The 18,205-nt window shown below is 51.3% G+C and carries 18 protein-coding genes and 1 pseudogene; 14 read left to right on the top strand and 5 right to left on the bottom strand.

Annotated elements, in window-relative coordinates:
• Positions 1-128: 128 nt before the first annotated feature.
• A complete protein-coding gene (locus C0K55_RS17520) occupies positions 129-1,790 on the top strand; it encodes a putative transporter (protein WP_038355402.1) in 1,662 nt (553 codons plus the stop codon).
• On the opposite strand, the pseudogene C0K55_RS26225 reads toward C0K55_RS17520, so the two are convergent.
• Together C0K55_RS26225 and yidI are read right to left on the bottom strand one after the other, a co-directional pair.
• Positions 1,787-1,870: pseudogene (locus C0K55_RS26225) on the bottom strand (GntR family transcriptional regulator); the annotation flags it as partial. The gene C0K55_RS17520 and the pseudogene C0K55_RS26225 sit on opposite strands and share 4 nt — an antisense overlap.
• Complete coding sequence (gene yidI, locus C0K55_RS17515; protein ID WP_000511286.1) at positions 1,867-2,316, bottom strand: protein YidI; 450 nt, start codon at positions 2,314-2,316, stop codon at positions 1,867-1,869. The gene yidI and the pseudogene C0K55_RS26225, both read right to left, overlap by 4 nt.
• Positions 2,317-2,422: 106 nt before the next feature.
• Here yidI and C0K55_RS17510 point away from each other — a divergent pair, with 106 nt between their 5' ends.
• Genes C0K55_RS17510 through C0K55_RS17500 form a run of 3 tightly spaced genes read left to right on the top strand, consistent with a single transcriptional unit; the run spans position 2,423 to position 3,616 of the window.
• Positions 2,423-2,770: a YidH family protein gene (locus tag C0K55_RS17510; RefSeq protein ID WP_000703955.1), complete on the top strand. Its 348-nt coding sequence runs from the start codon at positions 2,423-2,425 to the stop codon at positions 2,768-2,770.
• Positions 2,760-3,122 carry a DUF202 domain-containing protein gene (locus C0K55_RS17505; protein ID WP_001113441.1) on the top strand — a complete coding sequence of 121 codons (363 nt, stop codon included), beginning with the start codon at positions 2,760-2,762 and terminating at the stop codon, positions 3,120-3,122. Before C0K55_RS17510 ends, C0K55_RS17505 begins: the two co-directional genes overlap by 11 nt.
• Complete coding sequence (locus tag C0K55_RS17500; RefSeq protein WP_000148082.1) at positions 3,119-3,616, top strand: radical SAM protein; 498 nt, start codon at positions 3,119-3,121, stop codon at positions 3,614-3,616. Before C0K55_RS17505 ends, C0K55_RS17500 begins: the two co-directional genes overlap by 4 nt.
• 7 nt (positions 3,617-3,623) lie before the next feature.
• Here the strand turns inward: C0K55_RS17500 and emrD are convergent, their stop codons facing one another.
• Positions 3,624-4,808: a multidrug efflux MFS transporter EmrD gene (gene emrD, locus C0K55_RS17495; protein ID WP_105266296.1), complete on the bottom strand. Its 1,185-nt coding sequence runs from the start codon at positions 4,806-4,808 to the stop codon at positions 3,624-3,626.
• 403 nt (positions 4,809-5,211) lie between these two features.
• On the opposite strand from emrD, the gene ivbL reads away from it, so the two are divergent.
• The 7 genes from ivbL to uhpT all read left to right on the top strand — a co-directional run bounded on the left by ivbL (position 5,212) and on the right by uhpT (position 12,426).
• The gene (gene ivbL, locus C0K55_RS17490) at positions 5,212-5,310 is read left to right on the top strand and encodes an ilvB operon leader peptide IvbL (RefSeq protein WP_001300753.1); all 99 of its coding nucleotides are present in this window, start codon (positions 5,212-5,214) and stop codon (positions 5,308-5,310) included.
• 104 nt (positions 5,311-5,414) lie between these two features.
• Entirely contained in the window at positions 5,415-7,103 is a 1,689-nt protein-coding gene (gene ilvB, locus C0K55_RS17485; RefSeq protein ID WP_105266297.1) for an acetolactate synthase large subunit, read from the top strand.
• 3 nt (positions 7,104-7,106) lie between these two features.
• The gene (ilvN, locus tag C0K55_RS17480; RefSeq protein ID WP_001181706.1) at positions 7,107-7,397 is read left to right on the top strand and encodes an acetolactate synthase small subunit; all 291 of its coding nucleotides are present in this window, start codon (positions 7,107-7,109) and stop codon (positions 7,395-7,397) included.
• A gap of 72 nt (positions 7,398-7,469) precedes the next feature.
• Positions 7,470-8,060: a transcriptional regulator UhpA gene (uhpA, locus tag C0K55_RS17475; protein ID WP_000633662.1), complete on the top strand. Its 591-nt coding sequence runs from the start codon at positions 7,470-7,472 to the stop codon at positions 8,058-8,060.
• Complete coding sequence (gene uhpB / locus C0K55_RS17470) at positions 8,060-9,568, top strand: signal transduction histidine-protein kinase/phosphatase UhpB (RefSeq protein WP_001517438.1); 1,509 nt, start codon at positions 8,060-8,062, stop codon at positions 9,566-9,568. The genes uhpA and uhpB overlap by 1 nt, the downstream gene beginning before the upstream one ends.
• A gap of 9 nt (positions 9,569-9,577) precedes the next feature.
• Positions 9,578-10,897 (top strand): MFS transporter family glucose-6-phosphate receptor UhpC, encoded by a 1,320-nt coding sequence (uhpC, locus tag C0K55_RS17465; RefSeq protein WP_001517439.1) that lies wholly within the window; start codon positions 9,578-9,580, stop codon positions 10,895-10,897.
• A gap of 137 nt (positions 10,898-11,034) precedes the next feature.
• On the top strand, positions 11,035-12,426 hold the full coding sequence (gene uhpT, locus C0K55_RS17460; RefSeq protein WP_000879190.1) for a hexose-6-phosphate:phosphate antiporter: 1,392 nt from the start codon (positions 11,035-11,037) through the stop codon (positions 12,424-12,426).
• A gap of 42 nt (positions 12,427-12,468) precedes the next feature.
• Here the strand turns inward: uhpT and adeD are convergent, their stop codons facing one another.
• Complete coding sequence (gene adeD / locus C0K55_RS17455) at positions 12,469-14,235, bottom strand: adenine deaminase (RefSeq protein WP_061090988.1); 1,767 nt, start codon at positions 14,233-14,235, stop codon at positions 12,469-12,471.
• Positions 14,236-14,409: 174 nt separating this feature from the next.
• Between adeD and adeQ the strand changes: the two genes are divergently transcribed.
• From adeQ to nepI, 3 genes are all read left to right on the top strand, one after another.
• Positions 14,410-15,744: an adenine permease AdeQ gene (gene adeQ, locus C0K55_RS17450; RefSeq protein WP_105266307.1), complete on the top strand. Its 1,335-nt coding sequence runs from the start codon at positions 14,410-14,412 to the stop codon at positions 15,742-15,744.
• A 52-nt stretch (positions 15,745-15,796) separates the two neighbouring features.
• Positions 15,797-16,249 carry a DUF1198 domain-containing protein gene (locus tag C0K55_RS17445; protein WP_105266298.1) on the top strand — a complete coding sequence of 151 codons (453 nt, stop codon included), beginning with the start codon at positions 15,797-15,799 and terminating at the stop codon, positions 16,247-16,249.
• 219 nt (positions 16,250-16,468) lie between these two features.
• Complete coding sequence (nepI, locus tag C0K55_RS17435; protein ID WP_105266299.1) at positions 16,469-17,659, top strand: purine ribonucleoside efflux pump NepI; 1,191 nt, start codon at positions 16,469-16,471, stop codon at positions 17,657-17,659.
• A gap of 41 nt (positions 17,660-17,700) precedes the next feature.
• Here nepI and yicS read toward each other — a convergent pair whose 3' ends face one another.
• On the bottom strand, positions 17,701-17,994 hold the full coding sequence (yicS, locus tag C0K55_RS17430; RefSeq protein WP_000843473.1) for a protein YicS: 294 nt from the start codon (positions 17,992-17,994) through the stop codon (positions 17,701-17,703).
• Positions 17,995-18,205: the final 211 nt, after the last annotated feature.

Raw genomic sequence — 18,205 nt, 5'->3', positions numbered from 1 at the left:
AATTTTCGCCAATTTAAGATGTTCCTGCACTCTCTTTCCCGTGATAATGTGCGCCATAAGGCAAATCTGCTTCACCGATTCAGCCATAATCCATAGCAATTAAAATGTTATCTCAAGAGAAATGGACGATGAGTGATATAGCATTAACAGTCAGTATTCTGGCTTTGGTGGCGGTCGTCGGTTTGTTTATCGGCAACGTCAAGTTTCGCGGCGTTGGATTGGGCATTGGCGGCGTACTGTTCGGTGGGATCATCGTCGGCCATTTTGTTTCACAGGCTGGGATGACATTAAGTAGCGACATGCTGCATGTTATCCAGGAATTTGGTCTGATCCTGTTCGTTTACACTATCGGCATTCAAGTGGGGCCGGGATTCTTTGCCTCGTTGCGTGTCTCCGGATTACGCCTTAATTTGTTTGCCGTTTTGGTTGTCATCATCGGTGGCCTGGTCACCGCCATCCTGCATAAATTGTTCGATATCCCACTTCCCGTGGTGCTGGGGATTTTCTCCGGCGCGGTCACCAATACGCCAGCGCTGGGCGCAGGTCAGCAGATCTTACGCGACCTCGGCACACCGATGGAGATGGTTGATCAGATGGGGATGAGCTATGCGATGGCGTATCCATTCGGCATTTGCGGGATTTTGTTCACCATGTGGATACTGCGGGTTATTTTTCGCGTCAATGTTGAGGCGGAAGCCCTGCAGCACGAGTCGACACGAACCAACGGCGGTGCGCTAATCAGGACGATTAATATCCGTGTTGAGAATCCTAATTTGCATAATTTAGCCATTAAAGATGTGCCGATTCTCAATGGCGATAAAGTTATCTGCTCGCGATTGAAACGAGAAGAAACCCTAAAAGTACCTTCGCCAGAGACCATTATTCAGTTGGGAGATTTACTGCATCTGGTGGGGCAGCCTGCGGATTTACATAATGCACAACTGGTGATTGGTCAGGAAGTGGATACTTCGCTGTCGACGAAAGGCACCGATTTGCGTGTCGAACGCGTGGTGGTCACCAATGAAAATGTGCTCGGCAAGCGTATTCGCGACCTGCATTTTAAGGAGCGCTATGATGTCGTCATTTCGCGACTGAATCGTGCCGGGGTTGAACTGGTCGCCAGTGGCGATATTAGCCTGCAATTTGGCGATATCCTCAACCTGGTTGGACGCCCGTCGGCTATTGATGCCGTTGCCAATGTATTAGGTAATGCGCAGCAAAAACTGCAACAGGTTCAGATGTTACCCGTGTTTATTGGTATCGGTCTTGGCGTGTTGTTAGGCTCCATTCCGGTGTTCGTGCCAGGATTCCCGGCGGCGTTGAAGCTGGGGCTGGCGGGTGGTCCGCTGATTATGGCGCTGATCCTTGGACGTATCGGCAGTATCGGTAAGCTGTACTGGTTTATGCCGCCAAGTGCCAACCTGGCACTGCGCGAACTGGGTATCGTACTGTTCCTTTCAGTTGTTGGTCTGAAATCCGGCGGCGATTTTATCCATACATTGGTTAATGGCGAAGGGCTAAGTTGGATAGGCTATGGTGCATTGATTACCGCGATTCCGCTGATCACAGCCGGCATTCTGGCGCGGATGTTAGCCAAAATGAATTATCTCACTATGTGTGGGATGTTGGCGGGTTCAATGACCGATCCACCGGCGCTGGCGTTTGCCAATAATCTTCATCCAACCAGTGGTGCAGCGGCTCTCTCTTACGCCACGGTGTATCCATTAGTCATGTTTTTGCGCATCATCACACCACAGTTACTTGCGGTGCTTTTCTGGGGCATCGGTTAACCCTTTTCCGGGTGGAGTCGCCATAAATGGTACTCCACCCGGTATTCACAGGAGTTTCTGAACATTACTGAGTTACTTAAACCAGTGAACCACCGGTCAGGAAAGAAAAGATCAGGAATATCAGCACAATTCCACAGATGATGCCGATACCAAAAAGCAAGGTATGGAAAGCCAGCGTCCCGCTACCAAAAAACAGTGCACCGCGAATGCTCCAGCGATTTTCTTTACGCATACCAGCAACAAACGCGCAGAGTAGCGCGGCAATGGCCAGGGCGATACCGCCGTGATCGAGGATTTTATCGACATCAACGTCCTCTTTTTTCTGCGTTGTGGTGATTTTTTCGCCTTTTATTCCGGCGAGAAGACCTCTTTTAATTTCCGCCGTTTTTTCTGCAATAACGCTTTCCAGCGTTGGCGGCGGCGTGGAAAAAGGGCCGAATGAAAAGTGGATAATGCCCATTATTAAAGCGATAGCACCGAACAGCATACCCAGTGAACTGATTTTATTTTGCGCTATGATACCCATCTGACCTCCTTGTAGCGGATGGCAAGCATATCAGGAAAGCGCCGGACGACATTCCTAAAAATAGACGAATAAGACATCGCTATTGCGAAACGACTAAGGAGCCACAGTGAAAATTTCCCGACTCGGAGAAGCGCCCGATTACCGTTTTTCTCTGGCTAATGAGCGTACCTTTCTGGCGTGGATCCGAACTGCGCTGGGTTTTCTGGCGGCAGGTGTTGGACTGGATCAGCTTGCACCGGATTTCGCCACGCCGGTCATTCGCGAACTGCTGGCATTGTTGTTGTGTCTGTTTTCCGGCGGGTTAGCGATGTATGGTTACCTGCGCTGGCTACGTAACGAAAAGGCGATGCGTCTGAAAGAAGATTTACCCTACACCAACAGCTTATTAATCATTAGCTTAATATTGATGATTGTGGCGGTGATCGTTATGGGACTGGTACTGTATGCCGGATAGCCGCAAAGCCAGACGGATTGCCGACCCGGGTCTTCAGCCGGAACGCACATCGCTGGCATGGTTTCGCACCATGCTGGGTTACGGTGCGTTGATGGCGTTGGCAATCAAACACAACTGGCATCAGTCAGGCACATTGTTCTGGATTTCTATTGGCATCCTTTCCTTTGTGGCATTGATCCTCTGGCGCTATACCCGCAATCGCAATTTAATGGATGTCACTAATAGCGATTTTTCCCAATTTTACGTAATCCGTGACAAATTTATGATCTCCCTCGCGGTGTTATCTCTTGCAATACTGTTTGCTGTAACGCATATACATCAAATTATCGTATTAATTGAGAGAATCACATGACAGGAAGTCAGGTTAGAAATGCTGAAGAGGACAGGCACAAATTGGTTATAGAGTATAAAGACGCTCTGCAACCTGCCGATTTTTATCAAAATTTCAAACAGCGAGGCATCCGCTCCGTGCAACTTATTCCCCACATTGAATTTGATGACCGGGGCGAGCTGACGGCAGCTTCGATGACAGAGGAGCTGTGGGGGCAATTTTTAATTGCCCTGTTCGAGTGTTGGGTGCGGGCAGATATCAGTCGTATATCAATTGAGCTTTTCGACGCCACCCTGCAAAAATGGTGCAGGAGCGAAAAACTGCAACCCCGGCGAGGCTGTCAGGGATGTGACTGGCATCGTCTTTGCCCACAAGCATGGGATGATCAGCCGGACGACGTGCTTTGTGCTGGCTATCAAGCTTTTTATTCCCACTCGGCACCGTACATGCGGGTGATGCGCGACTTGATAAAGCAGCATCGTTCTCCCATGGAGTTGATGACGATGCTGCGGTGATGCGAGCTTAAACGGCCTGCCCCTGGTGTGATATCCGCGTTGCCAGCGGCAGCCAGCAAAGCACAATCAATAACCCCATTAAGGTCATCAACAGCCCCAGACTTCCCTGGCCGGTTTGCGGCAGCATCGCAGAGAGCGACGCCAGTACGCCGGAACCAATGTTTTGCAGGCCGCCAACCAGTGCGCCAGCAGTACCTGCCAGGAATGGAAACGGCTCCATCGCGCCGCTGGTGGCCAGCGGAAATAGCATTCCGGCACCAAAAAAGAACAGCGCGGCGGGAACGAGTAGTGTCCAGACATTCATCACGCCAAACCAGCCAGGGATCCACATCATCAGTCCTGCCAGCAGGCAACAGATAACTGACTGCCACATTAACGAAGAGAACCGTTTATTCGGGCGTCCGGCAAACCATGCGCCGAAAAATGCCGCCGGGATTGGCAGAATAAATAAAATACTGACCGTCATACTGCTCAGCCCTAATACTGCGCCCATCAACACACCAGAACAGGCTTCGAAAGCGGCAATTCCTGCCAGACCGCCAATAAGCATCAGTAAATAGCAGTTAAAACCGCCGTTACCGAAAAGAGTTTTATAACTGGTCAGTAGGCGCGTGCGTGGCGCATCGACAGGGCGCGTTTCCGGCATCCAGCGCGCCATACTGAACGTCACACCGGCACAGAGCACCAGCAAAAACAGGTAACAGGTCCGCCAGTTCCACATGGTATTCAGCAGACCGCCAATTAATGGCGCAAGCAAAGGGCTGACGAGAATACCCATATTTAACATGCTATTAGCGTGACGTAGCTGTGTCCGTTCATACAGATCACGCGGTAATGTACGCGCCATCACACCACCGACACCGGTTCCCATTCCCTGCATTGCGCTGGCAGTAATTAATACCGTCAGGCTGGAGGTGGTGACCGCCACCAGCGTTGCTAACATAAAAATGGACATTCCGACGAGGATCACCGGGCGGCGACCCACACGGTCGGAAATTGGGCCATAAAACAGTTGTGAGACACCGTAGGTCAGCAGATACGCGCCCATTACGCTCTGCACCGCCCCTTCACGGACGTTGAGATCGCGCGCCATATCGGCAATAGCTGGAATATAAATAGTTTGTGCCATCTGACCGACAGCCACGAGTAATACCAACATCAATAATAAATTGATGTTTCTATGCGTTTTCATTATCACAGATGCTTATATAAGAATATTTAGAATAAGTTGCTACGCATTCCAATAAATGCGGGAGAGGAATCTATCACATTGATAAATGTTAGCCAGATATATATATGGAATGATGAATAACGAAGCGGCAGAATATATAAACAACAGCGGCAATAAATGTTTCCGGAATGGATTGTAGTTTAAATAAATTCTGTAGATACGATGCGTCAGCATCGCATCGACACGAATCTGCCAGCAGAATGTAAAAGATCACCTCCTCAGGAGGTAGTCTTTTACTTCTTACGCTTCAGTACAAAACGTGATCAGTCCCTCATTTTTTCCCTGATGAAAAATTTTCCATTGTCTCTCCTGTAAACCTGTGCTTGTATAAATATTGTTAAACACAAAACAAACAAGGTCCCCAATGACTACTTCCATGCTCAACGCAAAACTACTACCAACTGCGCCATCCGCCGCAGTGGTCGTCGTGCGTGTGGTGGTGGTCGTCGGCAATGCGCCGTAGGGACTGGAACAACACACGATTCCAAAACCCCGCCGGCGCAAACCGGGCGGGGTTTTTCGTTTAAGCACCCCCGGAAAGTCGGCCCAGAAGAAAAGGACTGGAGCATGGCAAGTTCGGGCACAACATCGACACGTAAGCGCTTTACTGGCGCAGAATTTATCGTTTATTTCCTGGAACAACAGGGCATTAAGGTTGTGACGGGGATCCCTGGTGGCTCAATTCTCCCTGTCTATGACGCCTTAAGCCAAAGTACACAAATCCGCCATATTCTGGCCCGTCACGAACAAGGAGCGGGATTTATCGCCCAGGGGATGGCGCGCACCGACGGAAAACCAGCGGTTTGCATGGCCTGCAGTGGGCCGGGAGCGACTAATCTGGTGACTGCCATTGCCGATGCGAGGCTGGACTCCATTCCGCTGATTTGCATCACCGGTCAGGTTCCGGCCTCAATGATTGGCACCGACGCCTTCCAGGAAGTCGATACCTACGGCATCTCTATCCCCATCACCAAACATAACTATCTGGTCAGACATATCGAAGAACTTCCGCAGGTCATGAGTGATGCCTTTCGCATTGCGCAATCAGGCCGCCCTGGCCCGGTGTGGATAGACATTCCTAAGGATGTGCAAACAGCGGTTTTTGAGATTGAAGAACAACCTGCTCCGGTAGAAAAAGCCGCCGCGCCTGCCTTTAGTGAAGAGAGCATTCGTGACGCGGCAGCGATGATTAACGCAGCCAAACGCCCGGTGCTTTATCTGGGAGGCGGTGTGATCAACGCGCCTGCGCGGGTGCGTGAACTGGCAGAGAAAGCGCAACTGCCCACCACCATGACCTTAATGGCGCTGGGCATGTTGCCAAAAGCGCATCCGCTGTCGCTGGGTATGCTGGGAATGCACGGTGTACGCAGCACCAACTTTATCTTGCAGGAGGCGGATCTGCTGATTGTTCTCGGTGCACGTTTTGATGATCGGGCGATAGGCAAAACCGAGGAGTTCTGCCCGAACGCGAAAATCATTCATGTTGATATCGACCGCGCAGAGCTGGGCAAAGTTAAGCAAGCGCACGTGGCGATTCAGGCGGATGTTGATGATGTGTTGTCGCAATTAATCCCACAGGTGGAAGTCCAACCGCGTACAGAGTGGCACCAACAGGTGGCTGATTTACAACGCGAATTCCCGTGCCCTATCCCGAAAGCATGCGATCCGTTAACGCATTACGGCCTGATCAACGCCGTTGCCGCCTGTGTGGATGACAACGCGATTATCACGACCGATGTTGGTCAGCACCAGATGTGGACCGCACAAGCGTATCCGCTCAATCGTCCTCGTCAGTGGCTGACCTCCGGTGGGCTGGGAACCATGGGCTTTGGCCTGCCAGCGGCGATTGGCGCGGCGCTGGCAAACCCGGATCGCAAAGTTTTATGTTTCTCCGGTGACGGCAGTCTGATGATGAATATTCAGGAGATGGCCACTGCCAGCGAAAACCAACTGGATGTCAAAATCATTCTGATGAACAACGAAGCGTTAGGGTTGGTGCATCAGCAGCAAAGCCTGTTCTACAAGCAGGGCGTTTTTGCCGCCACCTATCCGGGCAAAATCAACTTTATGCAAATAGCCACCGGATTCGGTCTCGAAACCTGTGATTTGAATAACGAAGCCGATCCGCAGGCTGCGTTGCAGGAAATTATTAATCGCCCTGGCCCGGCGCTGATCCACGTGCGCATTGATGCCGAAGAAAAAGTTTACCCGATGGTGCCGCTAGGTGCGGCGAATACTGAAATGGTGGGGGAATAAACCATGCAAAACACAACTCATGACAACGTGATTCTGGAACTCACCGTTCGCAACCATCCGGGCGTAATGACCCACGTTTGTGGGCTTTTTGCCCGCCGCGCCTTTAACGTCGAGGGTATTCTCTGCCTGCCGATTCAGGACAGCGACAAAAGCCATATTTGGCTACTGGTTAATGATGACCAGCGGCTGGAGCAGATGATAAGCCAAATCGACAAACTGGAAGATGTGGTCAAAGTGCAGCGTAATCAGTCTGACCCGACCATGTTTAACAAGATTGCAGTGTTCTTTCAGTAACCGCTCAAGGCTTGAACAGCGGCGCGCTTATCGTTAAGGTAAGCGCGTTTTTTTACCCGCCAGGACAAGACCATGATCACCGTTGCCCTTATAGACGATCACCTTATCGTCCGCTCCGGCTTTGCGCAGTTGCTGGGGCTGGAACCTGATTTGCAGGTAGTTGCTGAGTTTGGCTCGGGGCGCGAGGCGCTGGCCGGATTGCCTGGGCGCGGTGTGCAGGTGTGTATTTGCGACATCTCAATGCCGGATATTTCGGGGCTGGAGTTGCTAAGTCTGCTACCAAAAGGGATGGCGACAATTATGCTCTCCGTTCATGACAGTCCGGCGCTGGTTGAACAGGCGCTTAATGCGGGCGCGCGCGGTTTTCTCTCCAAACGTTGTAGCCCGGACGAACTGATCGCCGCCGTGCATACAGTTGCCACGGGCGGCTGTTATCTGACGCCGGACATCGCCATTAAGCTGGCATCCGGCCGCCAGGACCCACTGACCAAACGCGAACGTCAGGTGGCGGAAAAGCTGGCGCAAGGGATGGCAGTAAAAGAGATCGCCGCTGAACTGGGGTTGTCACCTAAAACAGTGCACGTACATCGCGCTAATCTGATGGAAAAACTGGGCGTCAGTAACGACGTTGAACTGGCTCGCCGTATGTTTGATGGCTGGTGATGAAGACGTTTTTTTCCCGCTTAATTACCGTTATTGCCTGCTTTTTTATTTTCTCTGCCGCGTGGTTTTGCCTGTGGAGTATCAGCCTGCATTTGGTTGAACGCCCGGAGCTGGCTGTGCTGCTGTTCCCGTTTGGCTTGCGGCTGGGACTGATGTTGCAATGCCCGCGCGGATACTGGCCCGTATTGCTGGGCGCGGAATGGTTGCTGATTTACTGGTTGATGCAGGCGGTTGGGTTAACGCATTTTCCGTTATTGATGATCGGTAGTTTACTGACGTTACTGCCCGTGGCGTTGATTTCTCGCTATCGCCATCAGCGTGACTGGCGCACGTTGCTGTTACAAGGAGCAGCGTTGACGGCGGCAGCGTTGTTACAGTCACTGCCCTGGCTTTGGCACAGGTATGGAAACGAGTCGTGGAACGCGCTGTTATTGACCTTAACTGGCGGTCTGACGCTGGCTCCTGTTTGTCTCGTGTTCTGGCATTACCTGGCGAATAACACCTGGCTACCGCTGGGGCCGTCGCTGGTTTCTCAGCCGATAAACTGGCGTGGACGCCATCTGGTCTGGTACTTGCTGCTGTTTGTTATCAGTCTCTGGCTGCAACTGGGGCTGCCGAACGAACTGTCGCGCTTTACGCCATTCTGCCTGGCGCTGCCGATTATTGCCCTGGCCTGGCACTATGGCTGGCAAGGAGCGCTGATTGCGACGCTGATGAACGCCATTGCGTTGATTGCCAGCCAGACATGGCATGATCATCCGGTGGATTTATTGCTCTCGCTGCTGGTGCAAAGCCTTACAGGCTTGTTGCTTGGTGCAGGTATTCAGCGACTGCGCGAGCTTAACCAGTCGCTGCAAAAGGAACTGGCGCGCAATCAGCATCTTGCCGAACGTTTGCTGGAAACCGAAGAGAGCGTGCGCCGCGACGTAGCGCGTGAACTGCACGATGATATCGGCCAGACCATCACCGCTATTCGCACCCAGGCGGGCATTGTTCAGCGATTGGCAGCGGATAACGCCAGTGTGAAGCAGAGTGGGCAGCTAATCGAACAACTGTCGCTGGGCGTTTACGACGCGGTGCGCCGCTTGTTAGGGCGGTTACGCCCACGTCAGTTGGATGACCTCACTCTTGAGCAGGCCATCCGTTCACTGATGCGAGAAATGGAACTGGAGGGGCGCGGTATTATCAGTCATCTCGAATGGCGGATAGATGAATCGGCGTTAAGTGAAAACCAGCGAGTAACGCTGTTTCGTGTCTGCCAGGAAGGGCTGAACAACATTGTGAAACATGCCGATGCCAGTGCGGTCACGCTGCAAGGCTGGCAGCAGGATGAGCGGTTAATGCTGGTGATTGAAGACGATGGTAGCGGTTTGCCGCCAGACTCAGGGCAACACGGTTTTGGCCTCACCGGAATGCGTGAGCGCGTGACGGCGCTGGGCGGCACCTTAACTATCTCCTGTCTGCACGGCACACGCGTCAGTGTCTCTCTCCCCCAACGTTATGTCTAAGGCTTGATGATGTTGCAGTTTCTGAAAGCGCCTGCCGACGCGCCGCTGATGAGTGATAAACGTGAAATTGATGCCTGCTACCGCTACTGGCGTCGGCATATTTTGTTGACCATCTGGTTAGGTTATGCGCTGTTTTATTTCACGCGTAAAAGTTTTAACGCCGCTATGCCGGAAATCCTTGCTACCGGCGTGCTAAGTCGTAGCGATATTGGCCTGTTAGCAACCCTGTTTTATATCACCTACGGTTTGTCGAAGTTTGTCTCCGGCATTGTCAGCGACCGCTCAAATGCGCGTTATTTTATGGGGATTGGGCTTATCGCGACTGGCATCATCAACATTCTGTTTGGATTTTCCACTTCGCTATGGGCGTTTGCCGTGCTCTGGGTGTTGAACGCCTTTTTCCAGGGCTGGGGGTCGCCGGTTTGTGCGCGTCTGTTAACTGCCTGGTATTCACGTACCGAGCGTGGCGGTTGGTGGGCGCTGTGGAATACGGCACATAACGTTGGCGGTGCGTTGATCCCCATCGTGATGGCGGCAGTTGCGCTGCATTATAGCTGGCGTATCGGGATGATGATTGCCGGAAGTTTAGCCATTATAGTGGGGGTTTTTCTCTGCTGGCGGCTACGCGACCGCCCGCAGGCGTTAGGTTTACCGGCGGTCGGAGAATGGAGGCATGACGCACTGGAGGTAGCCCAGCAACAGGAAGGGGCGGGGTTGACACGTAAAGAGATCCTCACCAAATATGTGTTGCTGAATCCATACATCTGGCTGCTTTCGTTCTGCTACGTGCTGGTTTACGTGGTTCGTGCAGCGATTAACGACTGGGGCAACTTGTACATGTCCGAGACGCTGGGCGTCGATTTGGTGACGGCGAATACCGCGGTAACCATGTTTGAACTGGGCGGATTTATCGGTGCGCTGGTTGCAGGCTGGGGATCGGACAAACTGTTTAACGGTAACCGTGGGCCGATGAATTTGATATTCGCCGCGGGGATTTTGCTTTCTGTCGGCTCGCTGTGGCTGATGCCGTTTGCCAGTTACGTGATGCAGGCGACCTGCTTTTTCACCATTGGCTTTTTTGTTTTTGGCCCGCAGATGTTAATCGGCATGGCAGCGGCAGAGTGTTCTCACAAAGAGGCGGCAGGGGCAGCGACGGGGTTTGTCGGCTTGTTTGCTTATCTTGGGGCATCGCTCGCCGGTTGGCCGCTGGCGAAAGTGCTCGATACCTGGCACTGGAGCGGTTTTTTTGTGGTTATCGCTATCGCCGCCGGGATTTCGGCGCTGCTGTTACTGCCCTTTTTGAATGCTCAGGCACCACGCGAAGCGTGATGCATCTCACCTTTTTACTTCATATCCGGCAAAACTAAGAAATTTTCCTGGTTTTGCCTGGACGCTATCCCAGGCCTGATTTGCTGCTGATTTTTACAATGAATACCTCACGCAGGTATTCATTTCAGGAGTAACCCATGCTGGCTTTCCTCAACCAGGTTCGCAAGCCGACTCTGGATCTTCCGCTCGAAGTGCGGCGCAAAATGTGGTTCAAACCGTTCATGCAATCCTACCTGGTGGTCTTTATTGGCTACCTGACGATGTACCTGATTCGTAAGAACTTTAACATTGCGCAGAACGACATGATCTCCACCTACGGGCTGAGCATGACGCAGTTGGGGATGATAGGACTGGGCTTCTCCATCACCTATGGCGTGGGTAAAACGCTGGTTTCCTATTACGCTGACGGCAAAAATACTAAGCAGTTCCTGCCATTCATGCTGATCCTTTCAGCTATTTGTATGCTGGGGTTCAGCGCCAGTATGGGCAGCGGCTCGGTTAGCCTGTTCCTGATGATTGCTTTCTACGCCTTAAGCGGCTTTTTCCAGAGCACCGGCGGTTCGTGCAGTTACTCCACCATCACCAAATGGACGCCGCGTCGTAAGCGCGGGACGTTCCTCGGTTTCTGGAACATTTCCCACAACCTCGGCGGCGCGGGTGCGGCGGGTGTGGCGCTGTTCGGCGCAAATTACCTGTTCGATGGCCACGTGATTGGCATGTTTATTTTCCCGTCGATTATTGCACTGATTGTCGGTTTTATCGGTCTGCGTTACGGAAGTGACTCCCCTGAAGCTTATGGTCTTGGCAAAGCCGAAGAACTGTTCGGTGAAGAGATCAGCGAAGAGGACAAAGAGACGGAATCCACGGATATGACCAAGTGGCAGATCTTTGTCGAATATGTTTTGAAAAACAAAGTGATCTGGCTGCTGTGCTTCGCCAACATCTTCCTGTACGTGGTGCGTATTGGTATCGACCAGTGGTCAACCGTCTACGCTTTCCAGGAACTCAAACTCTCTAAAGCGGTAGCGATTCAGGGCTTTACGCTGTTTGAAGCAGGCGCACTGGTCGGTACGCTGCTGTGGGGCTGGCTCTCCGACCTGGCGAATGGTCGCCGTGGCCTGGTGGCCTGCATCGCGCTGGCACTGATTATCGCGACACTCGGTGTGTATCAGCACGCCAGCAATCAATACATCTACCTGGCTTCTCTCTTTGCATTAGGTTTCTTGGTATTTGGTCCGCAACTGTTGATTGGCGTGGCGGCTGTTGGCTTTGTACCGAAAAAAGCGATCGGCGCTGCCGACGGGATTAAAGGCACCTTCGCCTACCTGATTGGTGACAGCTTTGCCAAGTTAGGTCTGGGGATGATTGCCGATGGTACTCCGGTATTCGGCCTTACCGGCTGGGCTGGAACCTTCGCCGCGCTGGATATCGCCGCAATTGGCTGTATCTGCCTGATGGCGATAGTCGCGGTGATGGAAGAACGCAAAATCCGCCGCGAGAAAAAAATTCAGCAGTTGACAGTGGCATAAACGTAACTGGTGACTTTTGCCCGGCATGATGCCGGGCTTTTTTTATTCCGCGATCTCAAGCGTAGTGAAGGAAAACGTCTCGCCATCAAACAAACCCTGGCTGGTCAGTTTCAGCGCGGGGATCACTGGCAGGGAAAGAAATGCCATCTGAATAAACGGTTCATCCGGTAGTGGACCACATTCACGGGCGGCGACTTTCAATGCGTCAATTTGTTCCGCCAGTGACTGCGCTGTGTCGGTGCTCATCAGCCCGGCAATGGGCAACGGCAGGTGGCTCTGTACCTGACCGTTACGTACTACGCAAAGCCCACCGCCGTCCTGAATAACCTGATTCACTGCCAGCGCCATTTCTTCGGTGCTACGACCGATCACCACAATATTATGGCTGTCATGGCTGACCGTCGCCGCCATCGCGCCTTCGTTCAGGCCAAAGCCGCCGAGCAAACCACAGGCCGGAGCCAGTCGTTGTCCGTAGCGCTCAAGCACGGCAATAAAGCACACATCATCGCGATCAAAACCGTTTTCGCTGTAAACGCAGGAGCGGGAGTGCGTAATCAGTTCGTTATGAATAACGTCAATGACACGATAGCGTTTTCCGGGAGTAAATTGCAGCGCAAAGTCGCTGGCGGAAACTGGCTGGCGGGCAATGGTATTGCCATACGGCGGGGCAGATTGCGCCAGTCTTACCGACTCTTGTGCCTGTAAGGTTTGTGCGTCAATCGGTTCGCCTTTCACCAGTACCTGTTGTACTGTGACCTTACGCGCGTCACTTAGCAGAACGATATCGGCCTGTTTGCCTGGTGCCAGTAAACCGAGATGATTAAGACCAAAATGACGCGCCGTCGACCAACTGGCTACACGATATGCCACATGCAGCGGCACATTGTGTTGTTCGATCAGGCGGCGGATTAAGGCGTCGATATGCCCTTCATGGGCAATTTCCCACGGGTTACGGTCATCGGTACAGAGCATGCATTGCGGGCTGTTAAATTCGTTGATCAACGGTGCCAGTGCATTGAGATTGCGGGCGGCGGACCCTTCGCGGATCATCAACGACATACCGAGTTGTAATTTCCGGCGACCTTCTTCCAGCAGATAACTTTCGTGGCAGTTTTCAATACCCGCAGCAATATAAGCGTTAAGTTCTTTACCACCCAAACCGGGACAGTGACCGTCCAGCGTCAGATGGCGAAACGCGTCCAGTTTATCGAGTAGCGCATTTTGGCCGCTAATCACGCCTGGATAGTCCATCATCTCGGCCAGACCGGTAACCTGCGGATGATCCCGCCAGGTGAGCATCTGTTCGAGGGTAAAACTGGCACCGTTTACATCGCAGCCTTCCAGGGCGGGAACGCAAGAACTGACCTGCAAATACTGATTCTGCCTTGCCTGTTCAGCGCAGCGGGCAAACCAGGCGAATCCGGCTTCACCCATGACGTTGACGATTTCATGAGGGTCGCAAATGACGGTTGTCAGGCCACGCGGCAGGGTGGCGGTTTCAAAGGTGACTGGTGTCATCATGCTGGATTCAATATGCAGGTGAGCATCAATAAACCCCGGCACTGCCGTTGCGCCGTTAGCATCAATTCGATGCAAAGCCGGAGCGTCGGCGTATTCTGCGCCAACACCGGCAATGTAACGCCCTTTAATCACAATCGGGCCGGAAATTTCTCCGCCATTGATCAGATCCAGAATAGAGACATTATCAATAATATAATCGGCAACGGCTTCTCCACGGGATACGGCTAACAATTCCTGGTATTCGCCCCGACTAATGTGATGAAATTTATGGCTAATAGAATTATTCATGTTTTTCTCATTTTGATTTTATCAGTTTGATTATTATTTATCATAAAGAAACGTCGCGAGATTATTAAAGAATATCCATTAATGTGCAATTGAAATGTGATAATTATCACTGAACCGTTGTTGTCATTTGTTTTACAAAAGCAAGGAATTAAATCTCCTTCAATGGACAAAAAAATGAATAATGACAATATCGATTACGTGAGTAATGAATCAGGGACGCTTTCGCGATTATTTAAACTGCCGCAACATGGGACCACCGTCCGCACAGAATTGATTGCAGGGATGACCACTTTTTTAACCATGGTGTACATCGTTTTCGTTAACCCGCAAATTCTCGGTGCGGCGCAAATGGATCCGAAAGTGGTGTTTGTCACCACCTGTCTGATTGCCGGTATCGGCAGCATTGCGATGGGGATATTTGCTAACTTACCCGTAGCGCTGGCTCCAGCAATGGGGCTGAATGCCTTCTTTGCGTTTGTGGTGGTGGGGGCAATGGGCATCTCCTGGCAGACCGGTATGGGCGCTATATTCTGGGGCGCAATAGGGCTATTTTTGCTCACGCTTTTTCGTATACGTTACTGGATGATATCTAACATTCCGTTAAGTTTACGTATTGGTATCACCAGTGGCATCGGGTTATTTATTGCCTTAATGGGATTAAAAAACACCGGTGTTATTGTCGCCAATAAAGATACGCTGGTGATGATTGGTGATTTAAGTTCTCATGGTGTGTTGTTGGGTATTTTAGGTTTTTTTATTATAACCGTGTTGTCATCACGTAATTTTCACGCCGCGGTGTTGGTTTCTATTGTTGTTACTTCCTGCTGTGGATTATTTTTTGGTGATGTTCATTTTAGCGGCATCTATTCCATTCCACCTGATATTAGCGGTGTTATTGGTGAAGTTGATTTGAGCGGAGCATTGTCGCTTGAACTGGCCGGTATCATTTTCTCCTTTATGTTGATCAACCTATTTGATTCATCAGGAACATTAATTGGCGTAACTGATAAAGCTGGCTTAATAGATAGTCACGGTAAATTCCCGAATATGAATAAGGCGCTGTATGTCGATAGCGTCAGTTCGGTGGCTGGCGCGTTTATCGGCACCTCTTCTGTTACCGCCTATATTGAAAGTACTTCTGGTGTGGCGGTCGGTGGTCGCACGGGGCTGACTGCGGTAGTGGTCGGCGTTATGTTCCTGCTGGTTATGTTTTTCTCGCCGCTGGTGGCGATGGTTCCTCCTTACGCAACCGCCGGGGCGTTAATCTTTGTTGGTGTGTTGATGACTTCAAGTCTGGCGCGCGTTAACTGGGATGATTTTACCGAATCGGTGCCCGCATTTATTACCACGGTAATGATGCCTTTTACCTTTTCAATTACTGAAGGTATCGCGCTGGGCTTTATGTCGTACTGCATCATGAAAGTGTGCACCGGGCGCTGGCGCGATCTGAACCTGTGTGTGGTGGTGGTAGCGGCGCTATTTGCGTTGAAAATCATCCTGGTGGATTAGTATCTGATAAGTGTTTCCAGATATCATGAGTGCCGTTTACGCAGGAGAACTCATGATCTGGATAATGCTTGCCACGTTGGCGGTGGTGTTTGTGGTTGGTTTTCGGGTGCTGACATCCGGGGCCAGAAAAGCGATTCGCCGCCTGAGCGATCGGCTGAATATTGGTGTGGTGCCTGTCGAATCGATGGTCGATCAGATGGGAAAATTAGCCGGTGACGAATTTTTACGTTATCTGCATCGCCCGGATGAGTCGCACTTGCAAAACGCCGCGCAGGTGTTGCTCATCTGGCAAATTGTCATTGTCGATGGCAGTGAACAGAACCTGCATCAGTGGCATCGAATTTTGCAAAAAGCCCGTCTCGCCGCACCCATTACCGATGCACAGGTGAGGCTGGCGCTGGGTTTTCTACGAGAGACAGAGCCTGAAATGCAGGAAATTACCGCTTTCCAGATGCGCTATAACGCGTTTTTTCAGCCTACTGAGGGCGTTCACTGGCTGCATTAAAACCGCTTTGCCTGATGCGACGCTGGCGCGTCTTATCAGGCCTACAGACCGAGTACGGATAAGGCGTTCACGCCGCATCCGGCAATCTTTGTCTTGTTCCGTTTCAATCTTACCCCTACCTCATGCGACACCGTAAAAGTTGCAAAAACGTTAAATGCATCACACATTTCAATGTTAAAGTGGTCGGCTTTTCCCCTGAAACATGCCTCGAGTAACACCATGAATGAATTTATTACAGAAAACCGCGGCGCGGGTGCCATCAGCCGACCGAACTGGTCAGCCGTTTTCTCGGTGGCGTTTTGCGTCGCCTGCCTGATTATCGTTGAGTTTTTGCCTGTCAGTTTATTGACGCCAATGGCTCAGGATTTAGGTATTTCGGAAGGGGTTGCCGGACAATCGGTGACTGTTACCGCCTTTGTAGCGATGTTTGCCAGTTTGTTTATTACCCAGACAATTCAGGCCACTGACCGTCGCTACGTTGTTATTTTATTTGCCGTTTTGCTGACGCTCTCTTGCTTGCTGGTTTCCTTTGCCAGTTCCTTCAGGATGTTGTTAATCGGCCGCGCTTGTCTGGGACTGGCGCTGGGTGGGTTCTGGGCAATGTCAGCGTCGCTGACCATGCGGCTGGTGCCGCCTCGAATGGTGCCGAAGGCTCTGTCGGTGATCTTCGGTGCCGTTTCTATCGCGCTGGTGATTGCCGCGCCGTTAGGCAGCTTTTTAGGCGAGCTTATCGGCTGGCGCAATGTCTTTAACGCGGCGGCAGTGATGGGCGTTCTGTGTATTTTCTGGATTATTAAATCATTGCCCTCACTGCCTGGCGAACCGTCACATCAGAAGCAAAATACCTTCCGCCTGTTGCAGCGTCCGGGGGTGATGGCCGGGATGATCGCTATCTTTATGTCCTTTGCGGGGCAATTCGCTTTCTTCACTTATATTCGCCCTGTGTATATGAATCTGGCGGGATTCGGCGTAGATGGCTTAACGCTGGTACTGCTGAGTTTTGGTCTCGCCAGCTTTGTCGGTACATCGCTTTCGTCGATCATTCTTAAATGTTCGGTAAAACTGGCCTTAGCGGGCGCACCGTTAGTGCTCGCCTTTAGCGCGCTGATACTGGTGTTGTGGGGAAGCGATAAAATTGTTGCTACCGGCGTGGCGATTATCTGGGGGCTGACCTTTGCTTTAATTCCCGTTGGCTGGTCAACGTGGATCACCCGCTCACTGGCTGATCAAGCAGAAAAAGCCGGGTCTATTCAGGTGGCCGTTATTCAGCTTGCCAATACCTGTGGCGCGGCAATCGGCGGTTATGCGTTGGATAACATTGGCCTGACTTCGCCGTTAATATTGTCCGGTACGTTGATGTTGCTTACCGCACTGTTGGTTACCGCAAAGGTGAAAATGAAGAAATCCTGATGTCAGGTTAAAGAGGCGTTAGTCAGAGGTCATTGCCACTCTTACATATCCGGGCATTCTACCCGACCCAACGCTTCCCAGTAGTTATTCTGATTATTACGCTCCATCGCCACGATGGCTTCGCGTATGTGTTGTTTATTGCCTTCATCTGACAACATTAACTTTTCCCATGCTTCATCTGACAATGAAGCCTGTGGGGTGCAAATTTTCCGCAAATCCTGCAATACCGTATTTTTCTCTTTTGCGGATTGTAATGAGCTAAAAGGTGACTCGGCGTATACGATATCTGGCACAGTAAAAACGGTGAAAATAAGCAGTAGTGTCGTTGATTTCATGGATTCAACCTCTTACAAATGCGCATCGAATAAAGCATAAGTGTAGTTTGCTTTATTCGCTCTCATCATGCTGTACGAAACGCGCTTGTGTAGTCAGTAAGAAGTGCCAGACCTTATATGCCTCTTTTATTCCTTTTTATTCTTATCGATAGCGTTTCGTTTTTTAAACCGCAGCGACCTTACCGCTATAGTCAGGTAATCATTAATAAAA

The organism is Escherichia sp. MOD1-EC6098 (assembly GCF_002965865.1).
Lineage (GTDB): Bacteria > Pseudomonadota > Gammaproteobacteria > Enterobacterales > Enterobacteriaceae > Escherichia > Escherichia marmotae.
The sequence above is the reverse complement of the archived record's forward strand: the minus strand, read 5'-3'. Positions and strand labels throughout refer to the sequence as shown.

Excerpts from the sequence above, each read along its gene's own strand:
- C0K55_RS17520 (WP_038355402.1), top strand. The coding sequence starts at position 129 with ATGAGTGATATAGCATTAACAGTCAGTATTCTGGCTTTGGTGGCGGTC.
- yidI (WP_000511286.1), bottom strand. The coding sequence starts at position 2,316 with ATGGGTATCATAGCGCAAAATAAAATCAGTTCACTGGGTATGCTGTTC.
- C0K55_RS17505 (WP_001113441.1), top strand. The coding sequence starts at position 2,760 with ATGCCGGATAGCCGCAAAGCCAGACGGATTGCCGACCCGGGTCTTCAG.
- C0K55_RS17500 (WP_000148082.1), top strand. The coding sequence starts at position 3,119 with ATGACAGGAAGTCAGGTTAGAAATGCTGAAGAGGACAGGCACAAATTG.
- emrD (WP_105266296.1), bottom strand. The coding sequence starts at position 4,808 with ATGAAAACGCATAGAAACATCAATTTATTATTGATGTTGGTATTACTC.
- ivbL (WP_001300753.1), top strand. The coding sequence starts at position 5,212 with ATGACTACTTCCATGCTCAACGCAAAACTACTACCAACTGCGCCATCC.
- ilvB (WP_105266297.1), top strand. The coding sequence starts at position 5,415 with ATGGCAAGTTCGGGCACAACATCGACACGTAAGCGCTTTACTGGCGCA.
- ilvN (WP_001181706.1), top strand. The coding sequence starts at position 7,107 with ATGCAAAACACAACTCATGACAACGTGATTCTGGAACTCACCGTTCGC.
- uhpA (WP_000633662.1), top strand. The coding sequence starts at position 7,470 with ATGATCACCGTTGCCCTTATAGACGATCACCTTATCGTCCGCTCCGGC.
- uhpB (WP_001517438.1), top strand. The coding sequence starts at position 8,060 with ATGAAGACGTTTTTTTCCCGCTTAATTACCGTTATTGCCTGCTTTTTT.
- uhpC (WP_001517439.1), top strand. The coding sequence starts at position 9,578 with ATGTTGCAGTTTCTGAAAGCGCCTGCCGACGCGCCGCTGATGAGTGAT.
- uhpT (WP_000879190.1), top strand. The coding sequence starts at position 11,035 with ATGCTGGCTTTCCTCAACCAGGTTCGCAAGCCGACTCTGGATCTTCCG.
- adeD (WP_061090988.1), bottom strand. The coding sequence starts at position 14,235 with ATGAATAATTCTATTAGCCATAAATTTCATCACATTAGTCGGGGCGAA.
- adeQ (WP_105266307.1), top strand. The coding sequence starts at position 14,410 with ATGAATAATGACAATATCGATTACGTGAGTAATGAATCAGGGACGCTT.
- C0K55_RS17445 (WP_105266298.1), top strand. The coding sequence starts at position 15,797 with ATGATCTGGATAATGCTTGCCACGTTGGCGGTGGTGTTTGTGGTTGGT.
- nepI (WP_105266299.1), top strand. The coding sequence starts at position 16,469 with ATGAATGAATTTATTACAGAAAACCGCGGCGCGGGTGCCATCAGCCGA.
- yicS (WP_000843473.1), bottom strand. The coding sequence starts at position 17,994 with ATGAAATCAACGACACTACTGCTTATTTTCACCGTTTTTACTGTGCCA.